The following is a 19,128-nucleotide window of genomic DNA, read 5'->3' as shown; positions in this document are numbered from 1 at the left end:
CGTAGTTGGCCCGTTTCTGGACACGGATCGATTACAAGGCACTACACGCGTAGCTACAGATCGGTCAAGGGCAGGCAAAGAAAGCAAAGCTAAGCCCAAGTCGAGTGAGAATTTATTGACCTTGAACGAATTGCGTTGAAAAAGTCCGGCGTAGCCCGTAGGGGAGCGCCCTGCGGAGTCACTCAGACCTCCTCCTGGGCCAGGAGCACCATGACCCCCCCAACTCCATCGGCGGCCGCACCGCTCGAGGTGACCGACGCAAGCGTCGAGACGTCACCTTCGCCCTCCACCCCTAAGGGCAGCGAGAGCCGTTCACCCGGGCGTCTGGCCTGGACTCGCTTCAAGCGCGACCGGACGGGTGTTATATCCGCCTACATCGTGATCTTCTTCATAGTGATCGCGGTGGCCGCGCCACTGATAGCCAAGCTCTACGGCAAAGACCCGTACACGACGTACGCCAGCCAGAACCCGAACCTGCTGAACGCGTTCTCCTACCCGGCCGGCCCCAACGGCGGCATGAGCTCGGACTTCTGGTTCGGCATCGAGCCCCAGCTCGGGCGGGACGTCTTCACGTTCCTGCTGTACGCCATCCGCAACTCGCTGGGCATCGCCGCTGCCGCCGCCGTGCTCACCACGGTCCTCGGCGTCCTCATCGGCGTCACGGCGGGCTATCTGGGGGGCAAGGTCGACTACTTCGTCGGCCGGGTCATCGACATCCTGCTGTCGTTCCCCTCGACGCTGTTCTTCATCGCCTTCATGCCGGTCGTCTTCGGCTTCTTCGTCGCCCCCGACGACAACATCCCCACCTCGCTGCGAGCCTTCGCGCTGATCATCGTCCTGTCCTTCTTCGGCTGGTCGTCGATCGCCCGCCTGCTGCGCGGCCAGGTACTCGGCCTGCGTGAACGGGAGTTCATCGAGGCAGCGAAGATCACGGGCGCGTCCCCGATGCGCATCGTGTTCAAGGAGCTGCTGCCCAACCTGTGGACGCCGATCATCATCCAGTTCACACTGCTCCTCCCCCTCTACGTGACCTCGGAGGCCGGTCTCTCCTTCCTCGGCGTCGGCATGATCGACCCGACCCCGGACTGGGGCGTCATGATCGCTCGCGGCGCCCAGTTCTACACCGAGGACTTCACCTTCATGCTCTTCCCGGGCCTGTCGATGGTGATCTTCGTCCTCGCCTTCAACCTGCTCGGTGACTCGGTGCGCGACGCGCTCGACCCGAAGTCCAGGCGGTAACCCCAAGCTCCCCGTCCCGGCCGGTCCGCCGCCCGGCCGGTCCCGTTCGTCACGACTCACACAAGAGGCAGGCCCAGCATGTCCTTTTCCCGCAGAAACTTCCTGATAGCCACCGGTGTGGCCGCGGCCGGCACCACCGTGCTGAGCGCCTGCGGCGGCAGCGGGGGCGGCAGCTCGTCGAACGACAAGGTGCCCTCGGTCTCCGGTGCCAAGACCATGAACATCCCGGTCGGCACCAAGGCCGACTCCACCGGCCCCGCGCCGGAGGTCCCGGGTGCGGTCAAGGGCGGCACGATCTACTCGCTCGACCAGTTCGACATGGACCACCTGGACCCGGCCCAGATCTACGTCTCGACCGAGGGCGCCATCACCCGTCCGATCCTGCGCGGCCTCACCGGCTACAAGATCGACGACAAGGGCGGCTGCACGCTGGTCGGCGACGTCGCCACCGACGCCGGCACCATGAAGGACGGCGGCAAGACCTGGTCGTTCACGATCAAGGACGGCGTCAAGTGGGAGGACGGCGCCGACCTCTCCATGGACGACGTCCGCCACACCTTCGAGCGCCTCTTCGCCTCCTTCGTCACCGAGGGTCCCCGCTACGTCCAGCAGTGGCTGGTCGGCGGCGACAAGTACAAGGGCCCCTACAGCGGCAAGAGCCTCGACTCCATCGAGATCGACGGCAAGACCATCACGTTCCACCTCACCGAGGCGCGTGCCGACTTCAACTACACGCTCGGCATGCCGGGTTACGGCCTGGTGCCGAAGAAGCACGACACCAAGGAGCAGTACGACAAGCGTCCGTACGCCCTCGGTCCCTACAAGATCGGCGACCGCAAGATCGGCAAGTCGCTGACCTACGTGCGCAACGAGCACTGGGACCCGAAGACGGACGCGATGCGCAACGCCTACCCGGACAAGTACCTCTTCCAGTTCGGCTACGAGACCGTCGCCTCCACCGACCGCTACATCGCGGACAAGGGCAACGACCAGTACACGATGTCGATCTTCAACGAGGTCGCTCCGGAGCGCACCCAGCAGGTGCTCACCAACGCCACGCTGAAGAAGCGCGTCCTCACCCAGGTCGACACGGTCACCTACTACTGGCCGATCAACATGACCCGGATCAAGGACGTCAAGGTCCGTCAGGCCATCAACTGGGCCTGGCCGCACCAGCAGCTGCAGACCATCCGCGGCGGCAAGGCCACCAGCGAACTGGCCTCCACCATCCTCAGCCCCGTCACCCCCGGCTACGAGCACTTCGACCTCTACGGCGTGGAGACGAAGCCCGGTGGCGACCCGGCGAAGGCCAAGGCCCTGCTGAAGGAGGCCGGCAAGGTCGGCCAGAAGCTGGTCATCGCCTACCAGCAGTCGGACAACGCGGTGAAGCAGGCCGTCGCGATCAAGAACGCGCTGGAGGCGGCGGGCTTCAAGGTCGTCAACAAGCAGGTCGACAAGACGACCTTCTACACCCAGATCGGCAAGATCGACAACGGCTACGACCTGTTCGCCGCCGGCTGGAGCCCGGACTGGCCGAACGGCTACTCGGTCTTCTTCCCCTGCTGGAGCGGCAAGAACATCGGCGACGGCCGCAGCAACTACGCCCAGCTGAACGACCCGACCGTGAACAAGGCGATCGACCAGGCCTCCACGATCGCGGACACCAAGGCCGCCAACAAGGCCTGGGGCGCCATCGACAAGCAGATCATGGAGCTCGCGGCGGTCGTCCCGGACTACCACTCCATCCGTAACTGGATGTACGGATCCAAGGTCGGCAACGTGGTGTACGACGCCGGCAACACCTGCGTCGCGCTCTGCAAGCTGTACGTCAAGAAGTAAGCCGACCGGGGGCGGCCGTTGCGACGGCCGCCCCCGCGGTGGCCCACCCCCCTCCTCTCCCCGGCGACGGCGCCCCGTCCGGAAAGTCACGCCCTCATGCCCCGCTTCCTTGTCCGCCGAGTTCTCGGCGCGCTGGTCATCCTCCTGATCATCAGCGCCGTCACCTTCTGGCTCTTCTACGCCGTTCCGCGTGACCCGGCCACGATGTCCTGCGGCAAGAACTGCACGCCCGACATGCTGGCGCAGATCCGGCACAACCTGGGCATCGACCACCCGATCCCGGTCCAGTACTGGGAATGGCTCAAGGGCGTCTTCGTCGGACGCGACTACGCAGGCTTCGGCCACTGCAACGCCCCGTGCCTGGGCTACTCGTTCGCCAACCGCCAGCCGGTGCTCGGCACCATCCTGGACCGGCTGCCGCTGACGCTCTCGCTCGCCTTCGGCTCCGCCGTCGTCTTCCTGGTCTTCGGCATCGGCACCGGCATGATGGCCGCCGTCAAGCAGGGCAAGTGGCAGGACAAGGTGGCCAGTTCGGCCTCGCTGGTCGCCTCCTCGATGCAGATCTACTTCGTCGGCTACCTCGCGATGTACCTTCTCGTCGCCAAGCTCGACATCCTGGACAACCCCTCCTACACGCCTCTGACGGACGACCCCGTCGGCTGGGCCTCCGGCCTGATGCTGCCCTGGCTGGTGCTGTCCCTGATCTGGACCGCGAACTACACCCGTATGACGCGCTCCCAGCTGGTCGAGACGCTCAGCGAGGACTACGTCCGCACGGCCCGGGCCAAGGGCCTGTCCCGCCGCAACGTCTTCTTCCGGTTCGCCTGGCGCGGCGCCATGGGCCCGATCGTCACCATCTTCGGCATCGACCTCGCCACCCTCATCGGTGGCGCGATCATCACCGAGTCCGTCTTCAGCCTCCAGGGTGTCGGCCGGCTGGCGCTCTCGTCCGTGGACAAGAGCGACCTGCCCATGCTGCTCGGCGTCACCGTGCTGTCGGCCGGCGCGATCGTGTTCTTCAACATCATCGTCGACGCCGTCTACGCCCTCATCGACCCGCGGATCCGGCTCGCCTGACCTCCGCCGCCCTGCCCCCGACCCCCCGCATCACCCCTGGAGCGTCCCAGTGACGAGCACCGACCAGCAGATCTTCCTCTCCGTCAGGGACCTGAAGGTCCACTTCTCCACCGAGGACGGCATCGTCAAGGCCGTCGACGGCCTCTCCTTCGACCTGGCCAAGGGCAAGACGCTCGGCATCGTGGGCGAGTCGGGTTCCGGCAAGTCCGTCACCAACCTGTCGATCCTCGGCCTGCACGACCCCGCCCGTACGACGATCGACGGCGAGATCCTGCTCGACGGCAAGGACCTGCTCACGGCCACCGAGCGCGAGCTCGAGCGGCTGCGCGGCAACAAGATGTCGATGATCTTCCAGGACGCGCTGGCCTCGCTGTCGCCGTACCACACCATCGGCACCCAGATCGGCGAGACGTACCGCAAGCACACCGGCGCCTCCAAGAAGGAGGCCCGGGCGCGGGCGATCGAGATGCTGCGGCGGGTCGGGATCCCCCAGCCGGACGTCCGGGTTGACGACTACCCGCACCAGTTCTCCGGCGGTATGCGCCAGCGCGCGATGATCGCCATGGCGCTGGTCTGCGACCCCGAGCTGCTGATCGCCGACGAGCCGACGACCGCTCTCGACGTGACCGTCCAGGCCCAGATCATGGACCTGCTCAAGGACCTCCAGCAGGAGTTCGGCACCGCGATCATCTTCATCACCCACGACCTCGGCGTCATCGCCGACATCGCGGACGACGTACTGGTCATGTACGGCGGCCGGTGCGTGGAGCGCGGTACCAAGCAGGAGGTGCTGCGCAGGCCGCAGCACCCGTACACGCTGGGCCTGATGACCTCGATGCCGAGCCTCGAGGGCTCGGTCGACGTGCCGCTGAACCCGATCCCGGGCTCGCCGCCGTCGCTGCTCAACCCCCCGTCCGGCTGCCGCTTCCACCCGCGCTGCACCTTCACCGAGAAGGTCGCGGACGGTCTGTGCTCCACCGAGCGGCCGCTGCTCGACGTGGTCGACGGCCGGGGTTCGGCCTGCCACCTCTCGCTCGAGCAGCGCGAGGAGTTCTTCGCCGAATTCGCCGCGTCGCGGCACAACTGACGGACACGAGACGGGATTTCACGATCATGAGCAACGCCACCCCCCTCCTGGACGTCTCCGGGCTGACCAAACACTTCCCGATCAGGGGCGGCTTCCCGTTCCCGCGCACGGTCGGCGCAGTGCAGGCCGTCGACGGCCTGGACTTCCAGGTGGCCGCGGGCGAGAGCCTCGGCCTGGTCGGCGAGTCCGGCTGCGGCAAGTCGACGACCGGCCGGCTGATCACGCGGCTGCTGGAGCCGACCGCGGGCAAGATCTCCTACCGCGGGCAGGAGATCACCCACGCGAGCCGCAAGCAGCTGGCGCCGATCCGCTCCGAGATCCAGATGATCTTCCAGGACCCGTACGCGTCGCTGAACCCGCGCCAGACGGTCGGCAAGATCATCGCCGGCCCGATGGAGATCAACGGCGTCAACCCCGCCGGTGGCCGCGAGAAGCGTGTGCGTGAGCTGCTGGAGATCGTGGGCCTCAACCCCGAGCACTACAACCGCTTCCCGCACGAGTTCTCCGGCGGCCAGCGCCAGCGCATCGGCGTGGCACGGGCGTTGGCCCTGGAGCCGAAGCTCATCGTGGCCGACGAGCCCGTCTCCGCCCTGGACGTCTCCATCCAGGCGCAGGTCGTCAACCTGCTCCAGAAGGTGCAGCAGGAGCTGGGCATCGCCTTCGTCTTCATCGCCCACGACCTCGCCGTCGTACGCCACTTCTCGCACCGCGTGGCGGTCATGTACCTCGGCAAGATCGTCGAGATCGCGGACCGCGACGACCTGTACGGCAACCCGCGCCACCCCTACACGCGGGCCCTGCTGTCCGCCGTCCCCGAGGCCACGGCGGACGACACGCCGGCCCGCGAGCGCATCCGGCTCGTCGGCGACGTCCCCTCCCCCATCAGCCCGCCCTCCGGCTGCCGCTTCCGCACCCGCTGCTGGAAGGCGACGGACAAGTGCGCGAGCGAGGCTCCGCCGCTGGTCCAGGTCGAGGGCAACAAGCCCGGCCACCTGACCGCGTGCCACTACCCCGAGACGGCGGAGACCGTAGCCGCCGTTCTCTCCAAGGACCCCGAGGCGGCGGTCTGACACACCCCTTTCGTCAGCCGCCCTCTTTCGGAACGGACCTTCAAAAGGCCCATTGACCCGAGCCCCGAACGTCCGCTTCCCGGGGACGAAGGCCCACGCCGCGCTCGCGCCGCGTGGGCCTTTCTCCGCCCTGACGCTGTCAGGTACCCGTCTGGTGCTCGGGGGCGGCCGACGGCGCCTCTACGGCCCTGGAAGGTGCCCTCTGCGTGCCGAGCGTGCGTACCTGGGGCGAGAGCAGGGCCGCGCTGGTGGCCAGGACGATCAGGGCGGCGCAGCCCGCGAGGGCCCGGCCCGTGCCCACGGCCTGGGCGACCGGCCCCGCCACGAGCAGGCCGAGCGGAGCCAGGGTGAGGGAGCCGAACCAGTCGTAGGAACTGACGCGGGACAGGGCGTGCTCGGGGACCTGGCGCTGGATGGTGGTGGCCCACAGGACGCCGAAGACGTCGCTGGTGATGCCGGCGCAGAACATGGCCGCCGCGATCAGCCATACGGGCGCCCGGGCGCAGAGCAGCGCGACGGGCACGGCGGCGGGGAACGTGCACAACACGGCCACCAGCATGGGCCGTTGCACCCGCACGCGGGCGGCGAGTCCCGCGCCGGCGATGGTGCCCAGGGCCTGCGCGCCCACGATGACGGACCAGGCCCGCGCCCCGCCCAGATGCTGCTGGGCCGTCAGCGGGCCCAGCACCCCGACGTTGGCGTTGAGCGCGGCGACCACGATCGCGTACTGGACGACCACGACCCACAGCCACTGCCGGGAGGAGAACTCCTGCCAGCCCTCGCGCAGATCGGCCCATCCGGACGCCTTCTTCCGCGGTGCCGCGGTCACACCGAGGCGGGACGTCAGCGCGGCGCTGACCACGAAGGAGGCGGCGTTGATCGCGAGGGCCCAGCCGGCGCCGACGAACGCCACCGTGACGCCGGAGAGGGTGAGGCCCAGCAGCAGGGAGCTGTTGGTGCCCATCCGCAGCAGGCCGTTGGCGCGCTGCAGCCGGTCGGCCGGCACGATCAGGGGCGGCAGGCCGTCCATCGCGGGCGCGAACAGGGCCGTCGCCGAGCCTGCCACGGCCGCGAGCACGCACAGTGCCACCAGGGGCGCGTGGCCGGTCAGCACCATGGCGGCCAGGCCGCCGTACGCCCCGGCCCCCAGGACGTCGGCCAGGGCCATCAGCCTCGACCGTGACATCCGGTCCGCGACGACGCCGCCGGCGAGGATGAACACCAGCTGCGGCAGGGCCTGGCAGGCCACCACCAGCGACAGCCGGCCCCCGTCGCCCCCCGGAAGCGCCAGTACCGCGAACGCGAGCGCCACCCGCGCGAATCCGTTGCCCAGGACGGAGATGACACGGGCGCCGGCGAGCATCACGAACAGCCCGTCGCGCCACAAGGGCGCCCCGCTCGAAGAAGCTGTCACGGCCAAGCACCCTACGTCCGCGAGGTGGTGCGTGGGCGGACGGGTCAGCTGAGTCGCCGTCCCATCTTTGCCGACTGCCGGTTGTGTCCCTTCGTGTCCCACCATTCCTCGAGATGGGCGTGGACGAGGTGCACGAGCTGCAGCAGCCGGTCGGGCGGGGGCGCGGGCGAAGTGAGCACATCCACAAAGGACTTGTCGTCCCAGGGGAGGGCGACGACCCAGCGTTCGTCCGGGTGGTCCGGGCGGCGCACGGTCAGCCGGTACGTCAGCGTCGCGGTGCGGTCCGGACGGTGCTCGACCGTCATTCCGGCGACGTCGAACCGGAGTCCGTCAGCGGTGACGTACGAGCGGCTCAGGGCCTGCTCGGCCGGCGTCTGTTCCTCCACAGGGGTCAACCACCCTTTCACCTCGGCCCGCACCCGGGCACCGTGTTCAGCAGCGGGCGGCGCCGGCGACGGCCGGCTGGTCCACCTTGTAGGCGGTCAGGAGGTCGTTGTGCCCGCCCGGGGTACCGATGATGGTGCGGAACTTCTCGATGCGCGGGCACTGATTGGCGTAGGTGGAGTAACCGCCGCGGCCGTTGGGGTCCCCGGTTCCGATGGCGGCGCTGATCTTCCGGTCCATCGTGCTGTTCCAGCCGTGCCGCGCCTTGATGTGCTTCCAGCCCCAGGTGCTGGTGCCGCAGCGCAGGGTGATGAAGGTGGGCGGGCCGACGGGCACCTGGCGGTAGTACTTCTTCAGGACGTAGGTACGGCTGTGGCTCCTGCACTTGGCGTCATAGCTGGTGGCCCGTGGTGTGACGGTCTGCCCGGACGCGGGCGCCGCGGCGGACGCGGAACCGGCTGCCGGGATCAGCAGAGCCGATATGACGGCAGCACCGGACAGCGCTGCCTTGACGGCAGTGTGGTGAAGCACTTGTTCCCCCTCTGTTCTCCCCGTGGTCAGCGGGGAGGTGATGCACGAAGCGCCTCTTTGGTGGCGCGGGTTCACCGTTACATCGTCGAACACACGCGTCAATCGAATACCGGTTACGCGGCGGCCAGTTCGCACCACACGTACTTCCCCCGGTTTCCGTGCCTGGACAGCGGCTGCCACCCCCACGCGTCGGCGCACGCCCGGATCAGCGCCAGCCCTCGCCCTGCCTCCGCCTCCGCGAGCCGCTCCAACGCCTGCGGCGGCTCGGGGGGTTCGGGGTCGGCGTCCCAGGCCCCGATCCGCAGCACCCCGGCGGCCCACCGGACCCGTAGCGCGGCGGGCCCCTTGGTATGGCGTACGGCATTGCAGACCAACTCCGTCGCGAGCAGCTCAGCGACGTCCACGAGCCCGATGAGTCCGTGCATCGTGAGGATCAGCCGAAGGGTCCGGCGACAGACGGTGACGGCGCGGGGATCGTGCGGGATGTAGAGGGAGTACTCCCAGGGTTCGGATTCGATTTCGAGCATGCGTCAACTCCGTTTGGTTCGTGGGGGTTTCGGAGAGCCTCGACAGCGCGGGATGCTTTCACGGCGTGTTCGGCACATCACTGACAGTAGACCTGCATTTCCAGGTCTAGCAATCCGGTCGCGTAACCTGACCCCGAACGAGTCGCGCCCGCAGGCGCGTTGAACCGAGGAGAAGTGGATGGCCGGGTTGAGGCGCGATCCAACGGCGCGCCAGATGCGCCTGGGGATCGAACTGCGCAGACTTCGTGCCGCGGCCGGCCTGACGGGCCGGGAGGCAGCGGTACTGCTCGGAGTCAGCTCCACGCAGATCAACCAGGTCGAATCCGCCCTCACCGGCGTGAGTGAGAAGCGGCTGCGCCGACTGGCCGCCAACTACGCGTGTTCGGACGGAGAGTTGCTCGACGCTCTGGTGGCGATGGCAACAGACCGGACTCGCGGCTGGTGGGAGGAGTACCGCGGCCTGCTCCCCACGTCGTTCCTGGACCTGTCCGAGCTGGAGCACCACGCCGCCTACCGGTGGGACGTGGACTTCCTGCACGTTCCCGGCCTCCTTCAGACCGAGGACTACGCCCGGACACTGTTCTCGCGCCGCGTTCCGGAACTCCCGGCAGACGAACTGGAGCTGCGCGTCCGGCACCGGATGCAACGGCGCGCCATCGTCGAGAAGGAGGCGACCCCGTACAAGGCCGTGGTCCACGAGGCGGCACTGCGCATCAAGGTCGGCGGCCGCGCCACCTCACGGGCTCAACTCGTCCGCATCCTGGAGCTCTCCGAGGCGGACCACATCACCGTGCGCGTGATCCCCTTCGCACTGGAGGAGTTCGCCGACATCACAGCTGCCATGGTGTACGCGGGCGGCACCGTCCCGAGATTGGACACCGTCGTACGCGACGGCCCTCACGGTTCGCTCTTCATCGACTCCGAGGCTCAACTCGGTGTCTTCCGAACACTCTTCCGTAGAGTGGAGACGGTGTCACTCGAACCCGAGCGGTCGCGTGACCTCATCCACAGGCTGACGAAAGAGCTGTGAGGCACCCGATGGTCACCCCCGACAACTGGCAGAAGTCCTCGTACTCCGGAAGCGGCGACGGCAACGCCTGCGTGGAGATCGCGCCCCACCACACCCACATAGCCATCCGCGACTCCAAGAACCCGGCCGGCAGCATCCTCACCGTCCGGGTCGGCGCCTTCGCTCCCTTCATCAACGCCCTCAAAACCCCGCACCGCCCGGAGGGCTAATCGTCCTCCTCGAGCGCCACCAGCGCCGGGTCCAGAACGATGTCCTCTTCCCGCGCCTCGATCGTCGGCTCCTCCGGGAAGTGGCAGGCCGTCAGGTGCCCGTCGTGGTTGCCGGACAGCCGGACCAGCGGCGGCTCCTCGGTCGCGCACTTGTCCTGCGCCTTCCAGCAACGGGTGCGGAAGCGGCAGCCGGAGGGCGGGGAGATGGGCGACGGGACATCGCCGGCCAGGCGGATGCGCTCGCGCTGGGCCTCCTCCTGGTCCGCGGAGAGGCTCACCTCGGGAACGGCCGAGAGCAGGGCATGGGTGTAGGGGTGGCGGGGCCGGGTGTAGATGGACGTGCGGTCGCCGACCTCGATGATCTTTCCGAGGTACATCACGGCCACGCGGTGCGAGAAGTGGCGTACGACGGCGAGGTCGTGGGCGATGAAGAGGAACGCGATGCCCAGCTCCTGCTGGACCTCCTGGAGCAGGTTGACGACCTGCGCCTGGATGGAGACGTCCAGGGCGGAGACGGGCTCGTCGGCCACGATGAGCTTCGGCTCCAGGGCCAACGCCCTTGCCACGCCGATACGCTGGCGCTGACCGCCGGAGAACTCGTGCGGGAAGCGGTTGTAGTGCTCGGGGTTGAGGCCCACGATCTCCAGCAGCTCACGCACACGCTTCTCGCGGCCGCCCGCCGGGTTGACGCCGTTGATCTCCATCGGGCCGGCGATGATCTTGCCGACCGTCTGGCGCGGGTTCAGCGACGAATACGGGTCCTGGAAGATCATCTGGATCTCGGAGCGGATCGGCGCCAGCTGCTTGCGGCTCGCGTGGGTGATCTCCTGCCCGCGGTAGGAGATCTTGCCCGCGGTCGGCTCCAGCAGCCGCGTGATCAGCCGGCCGGTCGTCGACTTGCCGCAGCCGGACTCACCGACCAGGCCGAAGCTCTCGCCTACGTGCACGGCCAGGTCGATGCCGTCGACCGCCTGCACGGCACCGATGGTGCGCCGGATCGGGAAGCCGCCCTTGACCGGGAAGTGCTTGGTGAGCCCGCTGACTTCGAGCAGCGGCTCCCCTTCCGGCCCGCCGGCCGTCTCCCGCGGAGCTGGGAGGACGAGGTCCTCTGTCATGCCGTCTCCTCCTAGCCCAGACGGGGCCTGATCTCTTCGACGAAGATGGTGTGCTTCTGCTCCGCCGTCAGGTGGCACGCGGAGTCGCGGTCCGGGCCCAGCAGCGGACGTTCGGTGACACAACGGTTCCCGCCGACGCGGTCCTGGAATGTGCAGCGCGGGTGGAACCGGCAGCCGGACGGCGGGTTCAGCAGGGAGGGCGGGGCGCCGGGGATCGGCGCGAGCGGGGCGGCGAGATCCGAGTCCAGCCGGGGCATGGAGTTCAACAGACCCCAGGTGTACGGGTGTTGCGGGGCACGCAGCACCTCTCTGGTCGTGCCGCGCTCCACCGCGCCGCCCGCGTACATCACCATGATGTCGTCGGCCATGTCGGCGATGACCCCGAGGTCGTGCGTGATGAAGATGATCGCCGAGCCGAACTCCTGCTGGAGGCTCTTGAGCAGATCGAGGATCTGGGCCTGGACCGTCACGTCCAGCGCGGTCGTCGGCTCGTCGGCGATCAGCAGGTCCGGGTCGCAGACCAGCGCCATGGCGATCATCGCGCGCTGGCGCATACCGCCGGAGAACTGGTGCGGGTAGTCCTTCGCCCGCTCCTTGGGGTTGGGGATGCCCACCTTGCCGAGCATCTCCACGGCCCGCTCCCAGGCGGCCTTCTTCGAGGCCCCGGTGTGCTTCATGAAGGGCTCGGCGATCTGCCGGCCCACCGTGTAGTACGGCGACAGGGCGGTGAGCGGGTCCTGGAAGATCATGGCGACCTTGTTGCCGCGCAGCTTCTCCAGCTCCGACTCCCGCGCCGTCGTCAACTCCCGTCCCTCCAGGAGGATCTCGCCCTCGACGGTGGTGAACATCGGGTTGTGCAGCCCGAGGACGGTCAGGTTGGTGACGGACTTGCCGGAGCCGGACTCGCCCACGATGCCGAGCGTCCTGCCGCGTTCCAGGTCGAAGGAGAGGCCGTCGACGGCCTTCACCACGCCGTCCTCGGTCTTGAAGCTGACATGCAGGTCCCGCACCGAGAGGAAGGCTCCCGCGTCGGCCGGTACGGGAGCCCCTGCTTCCTTGGTCACAGTGGTCACGACAGTCTCCTCCTACCCGGCCTAGGCGAGCCGCACGCGCGGATCGATCCAGGCGTACGCGGCGTCGACGACGATGTTGCAGAGCAGGATCATGGTGGCCGAGAACAGCATCACGCCGAGCAGCAGCGGCAGATCGCTGAACTGCACCGCCTCCACCGCGAGCCGCCCGAGACCCGGAAGGCCGAAGGTGTACTCGGTGATGATGGCGCCGCCGAGCAGCGAGCCCAGGTCGATGCCGAAGATGGTGATGATGGGGATCAGGGAGCCGCGCCAGGCGTAGCGGAAGAAGACGTAGCGCCGCGACATGCCCTTGGCGCGTGCGGTGCGCACATGCTCTTCCTGGAGCTGCTCGATCATCGACGAGCGTGCCATACGGGTGTACTGCGAGGCGAAGATCGTGGACAGCACCACCCACGGCACGATCAGCCCCGTGAACCAGGCGACCGGATCGTCCGAGAAGGGGTTGTAGACGGGCTTGTCGAAGACGTGGGTCTGGTAGACGAGGACGGCCAGGAGGAGCGGGCCGAGGAAGTAGATCTGCATCGAGCTGATGACCATCGCCCCGGCCGTGAACGTCTTGTCGACCAGCGTGCCGCGCTTCCAGGCGGCGATCAGGCCGGTGCCGAGACCGAGGATCAGGAAGCAGATGGCGCCGCCCAGCGTGAGCGAGAGGGTGGTGGGCAGCCGGTCCATCAGCGTGTTCCAGACCTCCTCGTTGGTGTGGTACGAGTACCCGAAGCAGGGTGCGGGGCAGGGCCCTTGGGCGAATCCGTCGCTCCCCGCCACGAGGTTGTGCAGGAAGATCCAGTACTGCTCGGGGATCGACTTGTCGAGGCCGAGCACATGGTGGATGTTCTCGATGTTGGCAGGTGTGCATCCCTTGCCGCACATCAGGAGCGCCGGGTCGCGGGGCATGCCGAAGAACAGCAGGAACGCGACGATACTCAGCAGGAAGAGGATGACGAGGGCGCCGAGCGACCGGCGGACGAGGAAGCGCAGCATGGCAGTGGCAGCTCTCAGGCGTCAGCGGACCGGGGGGTGCCCGGCGCGCGCCGCACGAGGCGGGTGAGCGCGCCGGACACCGGGTCGGGCGGGGGTTACTTGACGTAGACGCGACGCGGGTCGATGCCGGCGATGATGTCGTCGTAGGCGAGGCCACCGATCTTGGAACCGGCGATCTGGACCTGCTTGAAGTAACCGGTCGGGACGATGTTGATGATGTCCTTCACGATGTACTTGTCGAGCTTCTCCCACTCGGCCGCGGCCTTGACCGGGTCGGTGATCTTGTTGATGCGGTCGATCTCGCTGTTCACCTTCGGGTCGTTGAGCTGCGAGTAGTTCGACGCGCCGTCGGCGATCTGCCGGCCGTCGAAGCTCGGCGGGATCACGGTCGAGGCGGAGGGCCAGTCGGCTCCCCAGTTCGAGTTGAAGATGTCGTAGTTGTTCTTGATCTTGCTGACCTGGTCGTAGTACGACTCGGCGGGGATCTCCTGGCGCTGGACGTCGAAGCCGGCCTTCTTCAGGCCCGCCGCCATGGCGGTCGAATAGGCCTGGCCCTCCTGGGAGTTGATGTAGCCGAAGGTCAGCTTCATGCCGACCTTGCCGGCCTCCTTGAGGAGTGCCTTCGCCTTGACCGGGTCGCCTGCGGGCTTCGCCTTCTTGCCCCACGGGTCGAAGTTCGGGTCGTAGCCGCTGACGGTCGGGCTGATGATGCCGCCCGGGATGTCCATCGCGTCGGAGCCGCCGTAGGCCCGCTGGAACGGCGAGACGGGCAGGGCGTAGGCGATGGCCTCGCGGACCTTCTTGTCCTTCATCGCCGGGTGGCTCAGGTTGATGTTCATCTGGCCCACGAACGGCTGGTAGCCCTTGACCGTACGGGACTTCATCTTCGGGTCGCTGAGCACCTTGGACAGGTTGCCCGCGTCGACCGAGTTCTGGAAGCTGACCGAGGTCTGGTCAGCGCTGCCGTCCGCGAGCAGCGCCTTGGTGGAGTCCTCGAACTGCTGGTTGAACGTGATGTTGAACTGGTCGACGTACTGGTGCCGCAGCGGGTCCGTCTTCGGGTCCCAGTTGGTGTTCTTGACGAGCACCATCGACTTGCCGGACTTGAACGACTGGATCTTGTACGGGCCGCTCGTCACCGGCTTCTTGTCGTAACGCTCCTTGGTGTCGCCCTTCTGGGAGACCATCGCGTAGCCCACCATGCCGAGCGCGTACGGCAGGTCGGGGTGCGCCGTCTTGAAGTGGAAGATGATGGTCTTGTCGTCCGGCGTCTCCAGCACGCTGCTCGGCAGGTGCTTGCCCTTGTACGGGCCGTCCGGCAGCAGCTTGCGGTAGTCGGCGCCCGGCGTGTTCGCCAGCCACTGCTGAAGATAGGACGGGCCGGTGTTGATGAAGGGCGCGAAGAGGCGCTCGACGGACTGACGGACGTCCTTGGACGTGATCGGCGACCCGTCCTCCCACTTGACGCCGTCCTTCAGCGTGTACTTCCAGGTCTTGCCGCCGTCGGTGGTGGTACCGGCGTCGGTGGCGAGGTCACCGACGACCTCGTGTTGCTTGCCGTCGTTGCTGGTGGCTTTGAAGCCGGTCAGCCCTCTGTGGTAGAGCTGCGCGAGCTGGCTCTCGTTCGAGACGTAGATCTGGCCCGGGTCCAGGTGGGCGATGCTGTCGCGCTGCGGCACGGTGATGGTGCCGCCGGTCTTGGCGCCCGGCACCGCGGCCGCCGGCCCCTGCGAGTCGGCGGCGTCACCGAACTTGATGGACGCCTGCTGGCGCTGCGCGTTCTCCTTGTCCGCCTTCTTGTTGTCACCCGAGTCGCTGCCGCCCTTGCTGCAACCGGTCAGCACGAGTGCGCCGGTCGCAAGCACTGAGAGTGCGGCGTATGCGTGGCGTCCGCCCTTACTCATCACTCAGTTTCCACCCATCTGTGTGTCACCAGTGCGAAGGAAGTGCCATCCGGTATCCGGGCGAGGACGCCCAATCCGTAGGTCAGCGCGCCGTCTTGGGGTCGAAGGCGTCCCTGACCGAGTCCCCGAGCAGGTTGAAGGCCACGATGAAGATGATCATCGAGATGCCGGGGAAGAACATGTAGGTGATGTCGTTCTGCATCACGAGTTCGGTCGAGGCCTTGGAGAACATCTGGCCCCAGTCGGGCGTCGGTTCGACGATGCCCACGCCGAGGAAGGACAGACCGGCCTCGGCCGTCACGAAGTTGGGCAGCATGTAGGTGCTCTGGACGAGGATCGGGGTGACCACGTTCGGCAGGATCTCCCTGCGGATGATGCGCCAGGGCGGTGCTCCGCTCACCCGGGCCGCCTCGATGAACTCCCGCTCGCGCAGGGCGAGTGTGGTGCCGCGCAGGATGCGTCCGAGGCTCATCCAGCCCAGGAACCACTGCACCATGATCAGCGCGACCACCCGGACGTAGACCGGTGTCTCGTCGGTCGGGCTGACGAACAGCGACACCACGACCGGCATGCTGGCGATGAAGAACAGCTGCGCCGGGAAGGCGAGCAGGAAGTCGATGACCCGGCTGATGAAGAAGTCGGCCCTGCCGCCGAGATAACCGGCCGTCACACCGAGGAGGATGCCGGTGAGGACGGTGGCGACCGTGACGGCGAGGGAGATCATCAGCGAGGTGCGGATGCCGTAGAGGAGCTTGGTGAAGACGTCGTAGCCGTTGCCGGGCTCGAGGCCGAACCAGAACTCGCTGCTGATACCGCCGTTGGGCTGCACCGGCACACCGGCGCTGTCGAAGAGCTCGGGGCGCTCGTCCGCGTACACGGTGTAGGGGTTCTTGCCGTAGAGCTTCGCGATCAGTGGGGCCGCCGCCGCGATCAGGAAGAAGAAGGCCACAACAGCGGCCGAAATCACGCCTGTTCGGTCGCGCTTGAAGCGGATCCACATCAACTGGCCGGGAGAGCGGCCCTGAAGTTCCTTGGCCTCGAGTACCGCAGGGGGCTGCGTTGCTCCGTCTACCACGACCGACGTGCCGCCGCCGCCCTCGACGTCGATAGGACTTGTCACAGTTCGCCCATTTCACAGGTGTGGGTGTGAGAGGTTCCTGTTACCGCGAGGACGCGCGAACCCCCAGGGGAACGCGCGTAGTTCCAGGACCTGATCACACAGCCGGAAGCGACGAACCGAACCACCTGACCCTTGTGACACCGCACATGGGGCTCCTCCTCATGACTCCACGTGTCCACCAACAGGCGGGGGTACGTTTCTGCCCTCCGACACCCCTGACGGAAGGTCAGGCACCCCCGGGTGCTCGCGAGTCGGGCGCTGCCCCACAGCGCCAGACCCATTGACCCGAGCTACGCGGCTAACTATCTGCCATGAGCAAGGGGCCGACCACCGTCTGTAAATCTCAATTCAGTCACAGCTGGCGCGTACATCTTCCAAAACTCGGACAAACTGTTCGGTGGGAGAAGGCCACGAAACGGGCGTGTTACATGGCTATCGGGCGTACCGGTCCGCATACCGGACGGCGTAGGCCCGAAAACCGGTTGCAAAAAGCCCGGCCGCCCCCACACTTGGGGCGACCGGGCTTCAACCCGTCTGAAATCAGCCGTGCTTGGCGCGGCTCGCGGCGCGGGCGCGCTCACGGGCGTCCAGGTTCACCTTGCGGATACGGACCGCCTCCGGAGTCACCTCGACGCACTCGTCGTCGCGGCAGAACTCCAGCGACTGCTCCAGCGACAGCTTGCGCGGCGGCACGATCGACTCCGACACGTCGGCCGTCGAGGACCGCATGTTGGTGAGCTTCTTCTCCTTGGTGATGTTGACGTCCATGTCGTCGGCGCGGGAGTTCTCGCCGACGATCATGCCCTCGTACACCTCGGTGCCCGGATCCACGAAGAGCACGCCGCGCTCCTGCAGGTTCGTCATCGCGAACGCGGTGACGGCACCGGAGCGGTCGGCCACCAGGGAGCCGTTGTTGCGGGTCGTCAGCGTGCCGAACCAGGGCTCGTGGCCCTCGTGGATGGAGTGGCCGATGCCGGTGCCGCGGGTCTGCGTCAGGAACTCGGTACGGAAGCCGATGAGACCGCGCGAGGGCACCACGAACTCCATGCGGACCCAGCCCGAGCCGTGGTTGGACATGTTGTCCATCCGGCCCTTGCGGACACCCATGAGCTGGGTGACGGCGCCCATGTGCTCCTCGGGCACGTCGATCGTCATGCGCTCGACGGGCTCGTAGACCTTGCCCTCGACGTCCTTGGTGACGACCTGGGGCTTGCCGACGGTGAGCTCGTAGCCCTCCCGGCGCATGGTCTCGACCAGGATGGCGAGCGCCAGCTCACCACGGCCCTGGACCTCCCAGGCGTCCGGACGCTCGGTCTCCAGCACCCGCAGCGAGACGTTGCCGACCAGCTCGCGGTCGAGCCGGTCCTTCACCTGGCGTGCGGTGACCTTGCGGTCCTTGACCGCGGCCTTGGCGTCGGCGCCCTTGCCGGTGCCGCCGCGGCCCACCATCGGCGAGGTGTTGGTGCCGATGGTCATGGAGATGGCCGGCTCGTCCACCGTGATCAGCGGCAGCGGGATCGGGTTCTCCGGGTCGGCGAGGGTCTCACCGATCATGATGTCCGGGATACCGGCGACGGCGCAGATGTCGCCCGGGCCCGCCTTCTCGGCGGGCTTGCGGGTGAGCGCCTCGGTCATCATCAGCTCGGAGATGCGGACGTTGGCGACGCTGCCGTCGCGCTTGATCCAGGCCACGGTCTGGCCCTTGCGCAGCTCGCCCTGCTCGACGCGGAGCAGCGCGATACGGCCGAGGAAGTTGTCCGCGTCGAGGTTGGTGACGTGGGCCTGGAGCGGCGCTTCCTCGTCGTAGGTCGGGGCCGGGATGTGCTCCAGGATCGTGGAGAAGAACGGCTCCAGGCTGGTGGAGTCGGCCGGCACGGTGCCGTTCTCCGGCTTGGTCAGCGAGGCGATGCCGTCACGGCCGCAGGCGTAGACGATCGGGAACTCGATCTGCTCCTCGTCCGCGTCCAGGTCGAGGAAGAGGTCGTAGGTCTCGTTGACGACCTCGTCGATACGGGAGTCCGGGCGGTCCGTCTTGTTGATGCACAGGATGACGGGCAGGCGCTGCTGGAGCGCCTTGCGCAGCACGAAACGGGTCTGCGGCAGCGGGCCCTCGGAGGCGTCCACCAGCAGCACGACGCCGTCGACCATCGACAGACCGCGCTCGACCTCACCGCCGAAGTCGGCGTGGCCGGGAGTGTCGATGATGTTGATGGTGATGACGTCCCCCCCGTCCTTCGGGTGGTACTTCACCGCCGTGTTCTTGGCGAGGATCGTGATGCCCTTCTCACGCTCCAGGTCGTTCGAGTCCATCATGCGGTCGTCGACGCCCTCGAGCTGGTGGGCGGCGAAGGCACCGGCCTGCTTGAGCATGCCGTCGACGATGGTGGTCTTGCCGTGGTCGACGTGGGCGACGATGGCGACATTGCGGATGTCGTGGCGCGTGGCCATGAAGGCGTACTCCTGGAGTGTGAGGAAGGCCGTTCGCGTACGTCCGTGTGACGCGGGCC

17 protein-coding genes are annotated in these 19,128 nt (G+C 67.5%); 7 read left to right on the top strand and 10 right to left on the bottom strand.

Annotation, left to right across the window (positions count from 1 at the left end):
• Positions 1-210: 210 nt before the first annotated feature.
• The 5 genes from ACIBN2_RS15600 to ACIBN2_RS15580 all read left to right on the top strand — a co-directional run bounded on the left by ACIBN2_RS15600 (position 211) and on the right by ACIBN2_RS15580 (position 6,312).
• The gene (locus tag ACIBN2_RS15600) at positions 211-1,239 is read left to right on the top strand and encodes an ABC transporter permease (RefSeq protein ID WP_399134889.1); all 1,029 of its coding nucleotides are present in this window, start codon (positions 211-213) and stop codon (positions 1,237-1,239) included.
• Positions 1,240-1,317: 78 nt separating this feature from the next.
• The gene (locus ACIBN2_RS15595; protein WP_399134888.1) at positions 1,318-3,078 is read left to right on the top strand and encodes an ABC transporter substrate-binding protein; all 1,761 of its coding nucleotides are present in this window, start codon (positions 1,318-1,320) and stop codon (positions 3,076-3,078) included.
• Positions 3,079-3,174: 96 nt separating this feature from the next.
• A complete protein-coding gene (locus ACIBN2_RS15590; RefSeq protein WP_399134887.1) occupies positions 3,175-4,155 on the top strand; it encodes an ABC transporter permease in 981 nt (326 codons plus the stop codon).
• Positions 4,156-4,204: 49 nt separating this feature from the next.
• Positions 4,205-5,242: an ABC transporter ATP-binding protein gene (locus ACIBN2_RS15585; protein ID WP_399134886.1), complete on the top strand. Its 1,038-nt coding sequence runs from the start codon at positions 4,205-4,207 to the stop codon at positions 5,240-5,242.
• Between the two features lie 26 nt (positions 5,243-5,268).
• On the top strand, positions 5,269-6,312 hold the full coding sequence (locus tag ACIBN2_RS15580; RefSeq protein WP_399134885.1) for an ABC transporter ATP-binding protein: 1,044 nt from the start codon (positions 5,269-5,271) through the stop codon (positions 6,310-6,312).
• Positions 6,313-6,451: 139 nt separating this feature from the next.
• On the opposite strand, the gene ACIBN2_RS15575 is transcribed toward ACIBN2_RS15580, so the two are convergent.
• From ACIBN2_RS15575 to ACIBN2_RS15560, 4 genes are all read right to left on the bottom strand, one after another.
• Positions 6,452-7,726, bottom strand: coding sequence for an MFS transporter (locus ACIBN2_RS15575; protein ID WP_399134884.1), 1,275 nt, complete (start codon positions 7,724-7,726; stop codon positions 6,452-6,454).
• A 44-nt stretch (positions 7,727-7,770) separates the two neighbouring features.
• Positions 7,771-8,112 carry a hypothetical protein gene (locus tag ACIBN2_RS15570; RefSeq protein WP_399134883.1) on the bottom strand — a complete coding sequence of 114 codons (342 nt, stop codon included), beginning with the start codon at positions 8,110-8,112 and terminating at the stop codon, positions 7,771-7,773.
• 46 nt (positions 8,113-8,158) lie between these two features.
• Positions 8,159-8,641, bottom strand: coding sequence for a hypothetical protein (locus ACIBN2_RS15565; protein WP_399134882.1), 483 nt, complete (start codon positions 8,639-8,641; stop codon positions 8,159-8,161).
• 113 nt (positions 8,642-8,754) lie between these two features.
• Complete coding sequence (locus ACIBN2_RS15560) at positions 8,755-9,168, bottom strand: ATP-binding protein (protein ID WP_399134881.1); 414 nt, start codon at positions 9,166-9,168, stop codon at positions 8,755-8,757.
• 178 nt (positions 9,169-9,346) lie between these two features.
• Between ACIBN2_RS15560 and ACIBN2_RS15555 the strand changes: the two genes are divergently transcribed.
• Both ACIBN2_RS15555 and ACIBN2_RS15550 read left to right on the top strand, forming a co-directional pair.
• Positions 9,347-10,198, top strand: coding sequence for a helix-turn-helix domain-containing protein (locus ACIBN2_RS15555; protein WP_399134880.1), 852 nt, complete (start codon positions 9,347-9,349; stop codon positions 10,196-10,198).
• 8 nt (positions 10,199-10,206) lie between these two features.
• A complete protein-coding gene (locus ACIBN2_RS15550) occupies positions 10,207-10,407 on the top strand; it encodes a DUF397 domain-containing protein (protein ID WP_399134878.1) in 201 nt (66 codons plus the stop codon).
• Here ACIBN2_RS15550 and ACIBN2_RS15545 read toward each other — a convergent pair.
• The 6 genes from ACIBN2_RS15545 to typA form a co-directional block, all read right to left on the bottom strand.
• The gene (locus ACIBN2_RS15545) at positions 10,404-11,522 is read right to left on the bottom strand and encodes an ABC transporter ATP-binding protein (RefSeq protein WP_399134877.1); all 1,119 of its coding nucleotides are present in this window, start codon (positions 11,520-11,522) and stop codon (positions 10,404-10,406) included. The genes ACIBN2_RS15550 and ACIBN2_RS15545 overlap by 4 nt on opposite strands.
• Positions 11,523-11,533: 11 nt before the next feature.
• Positions 11,534-12,595: an ABC transporter ATP-binding protein gene (locus tag ACIBN2_RS15540; RefSeq protein ID WP_399134876.1), complete on the bottom strand. Its 1,062-nt coding sequence runs from the start codon at positions 12,593-12,595 to the stop codon at positions 11,534-11,536.
• Positions 12,596-12,616: 21 nt separating this feature from the next.
• Entirely contained in the window at positions 12,617-13,597 is a 981-nt protein-coding gene (locus tag ACIBN2_RS15535; protein ID WP_399134874.1) for an ABC transporter permease, read from the bottom strand.
• Positions 13,598-13,692: 95 nt separating this feature from the next.
• A complete protein-coding gene (locus ACIBN2_RS15530) occupies positions 13,693-15,501 on the bottom strand; it encodes an ABC transporter substrate-binding protein (RefSeq protein WP_399134873.1) in 1,809 nt (602 codons plus the stop codon).
• An 82-nt stretch (positions 15,502-15,583) separates the two neighbouring features.
• On the bottom strand, positions 15,584-16,621 hold the full coding sequence (locus ACIBN2_RS15525; protein WP_399134872.1) for an ABC transporter permease: 1,038 nt from the start codon (positions 16,619-16,621) through the stop codon (positions 15,584-15,586).
• 540 nt (positions 16,622-17,161) lie between these two features.
• Positions 17,162-19,069, bottom strand: a complete 1,908-nt coding sequence (typA, locus tag ACIBN2_RS15520; protein WP_399134871.1) for a translational GTPase TypA — start codon at positions 19,067-19,069, stop codon at positions 17,162-17,164.
• Between the last annotated feature and the right edge of the window lie 59 nt (positions 19,070-19,128).

The sequence above is a fragment of the Streptomyces sp. NPDC050534 genome, from assembly GCF_044457745.1.
Taxonomy (GTDB): domain Bacteria; phylum Actinomycetota; class Actinomycetes; order Streptomycetales; family Streptomycetaceae; genus Streptomyces.
Note: the sequence above shows the minus strand (reverse complement) of the source record. Positions and strands in the feature narration are given on the sequence as shown.

Coding starts and splice junctions, on each gene's coding strand:
- ACIBN2_RS15535 (WP_399134874.1), bottom strand. CDS start 13,597: ATGCTGCGCTTCCTCGTCCGCCGGTCGCTCGGCGCCCTCGTCATCCTC.
- ACIBN2_RS15530 (WP_399134873.1), bottom strand. CDS start 15,501: ATGAGTAAGGGCGGACGCCACGCATACGCCGCACTCTCAGTGCTTGCG.
- ACIBN2_RS15595 (WP_399134888.1), top strand. CDS start 1,318: ATGTCCTTTTCCCGCAGAAACTTCCTGATAGCCACCGGTGTGGCCGCG.
- ACIBN2_RS15590 (WP_399134887.1), top strand. CDS start 3,175: ATGCCCCGCTTCCTTGTCCGCCGAGTTCTCGGCGCGCTGGTCATCCTC.
- ACIBN2_RS15545 (WP_399134877.1), bottom strand. CDS start 11,522: ATGACAGAGGACCTCGTCCTCCCAGCTCCGCGGGAGACGGCCGGCGGG.
- ACIBN2_RS15560 (WP_399134881.1), bottom strand. CDS start 9,168: ATGCTCGAAATCGAATCCGAACCCTGGGAGTACTCCCTCTACATCCCG.
- ACIBN2_RS15580 (WP_399134885.1), top strand. CDS start 5,269: ATGAGCAACGCCACCCCCCTCCTGGACGTCTCCGGGCTGACCAAACAC.
- ACIBN2_RS15550 (WP_399134878.1), top strand. CDS start 10,207: ATGGTCACCCCCGACAACTGGCAGAAGTCCTCGTACTCCGGAAGCGGC.
- ACIBN2_RS15555 (WP_399134880.1), top strand. CDS start 9,347: ATGGCCGGGTTGAGGCGCGATCCAACGGCGCGCCAGATGCGCCTGGGG.
- typA (WP_399134871.1), bottom strand. CDS start 19,069: ATGGCCACGCGCCACGACATCCGCAATGTCGCCATCGTCGCCCACGTC.
- ACIBN2_RS15600 (WP_399134889.1), top strand. CDS start 211: ATGACCCCCCCAACTCCATCGGCGGCCGCACCGCTCGAGGTGACCGAC.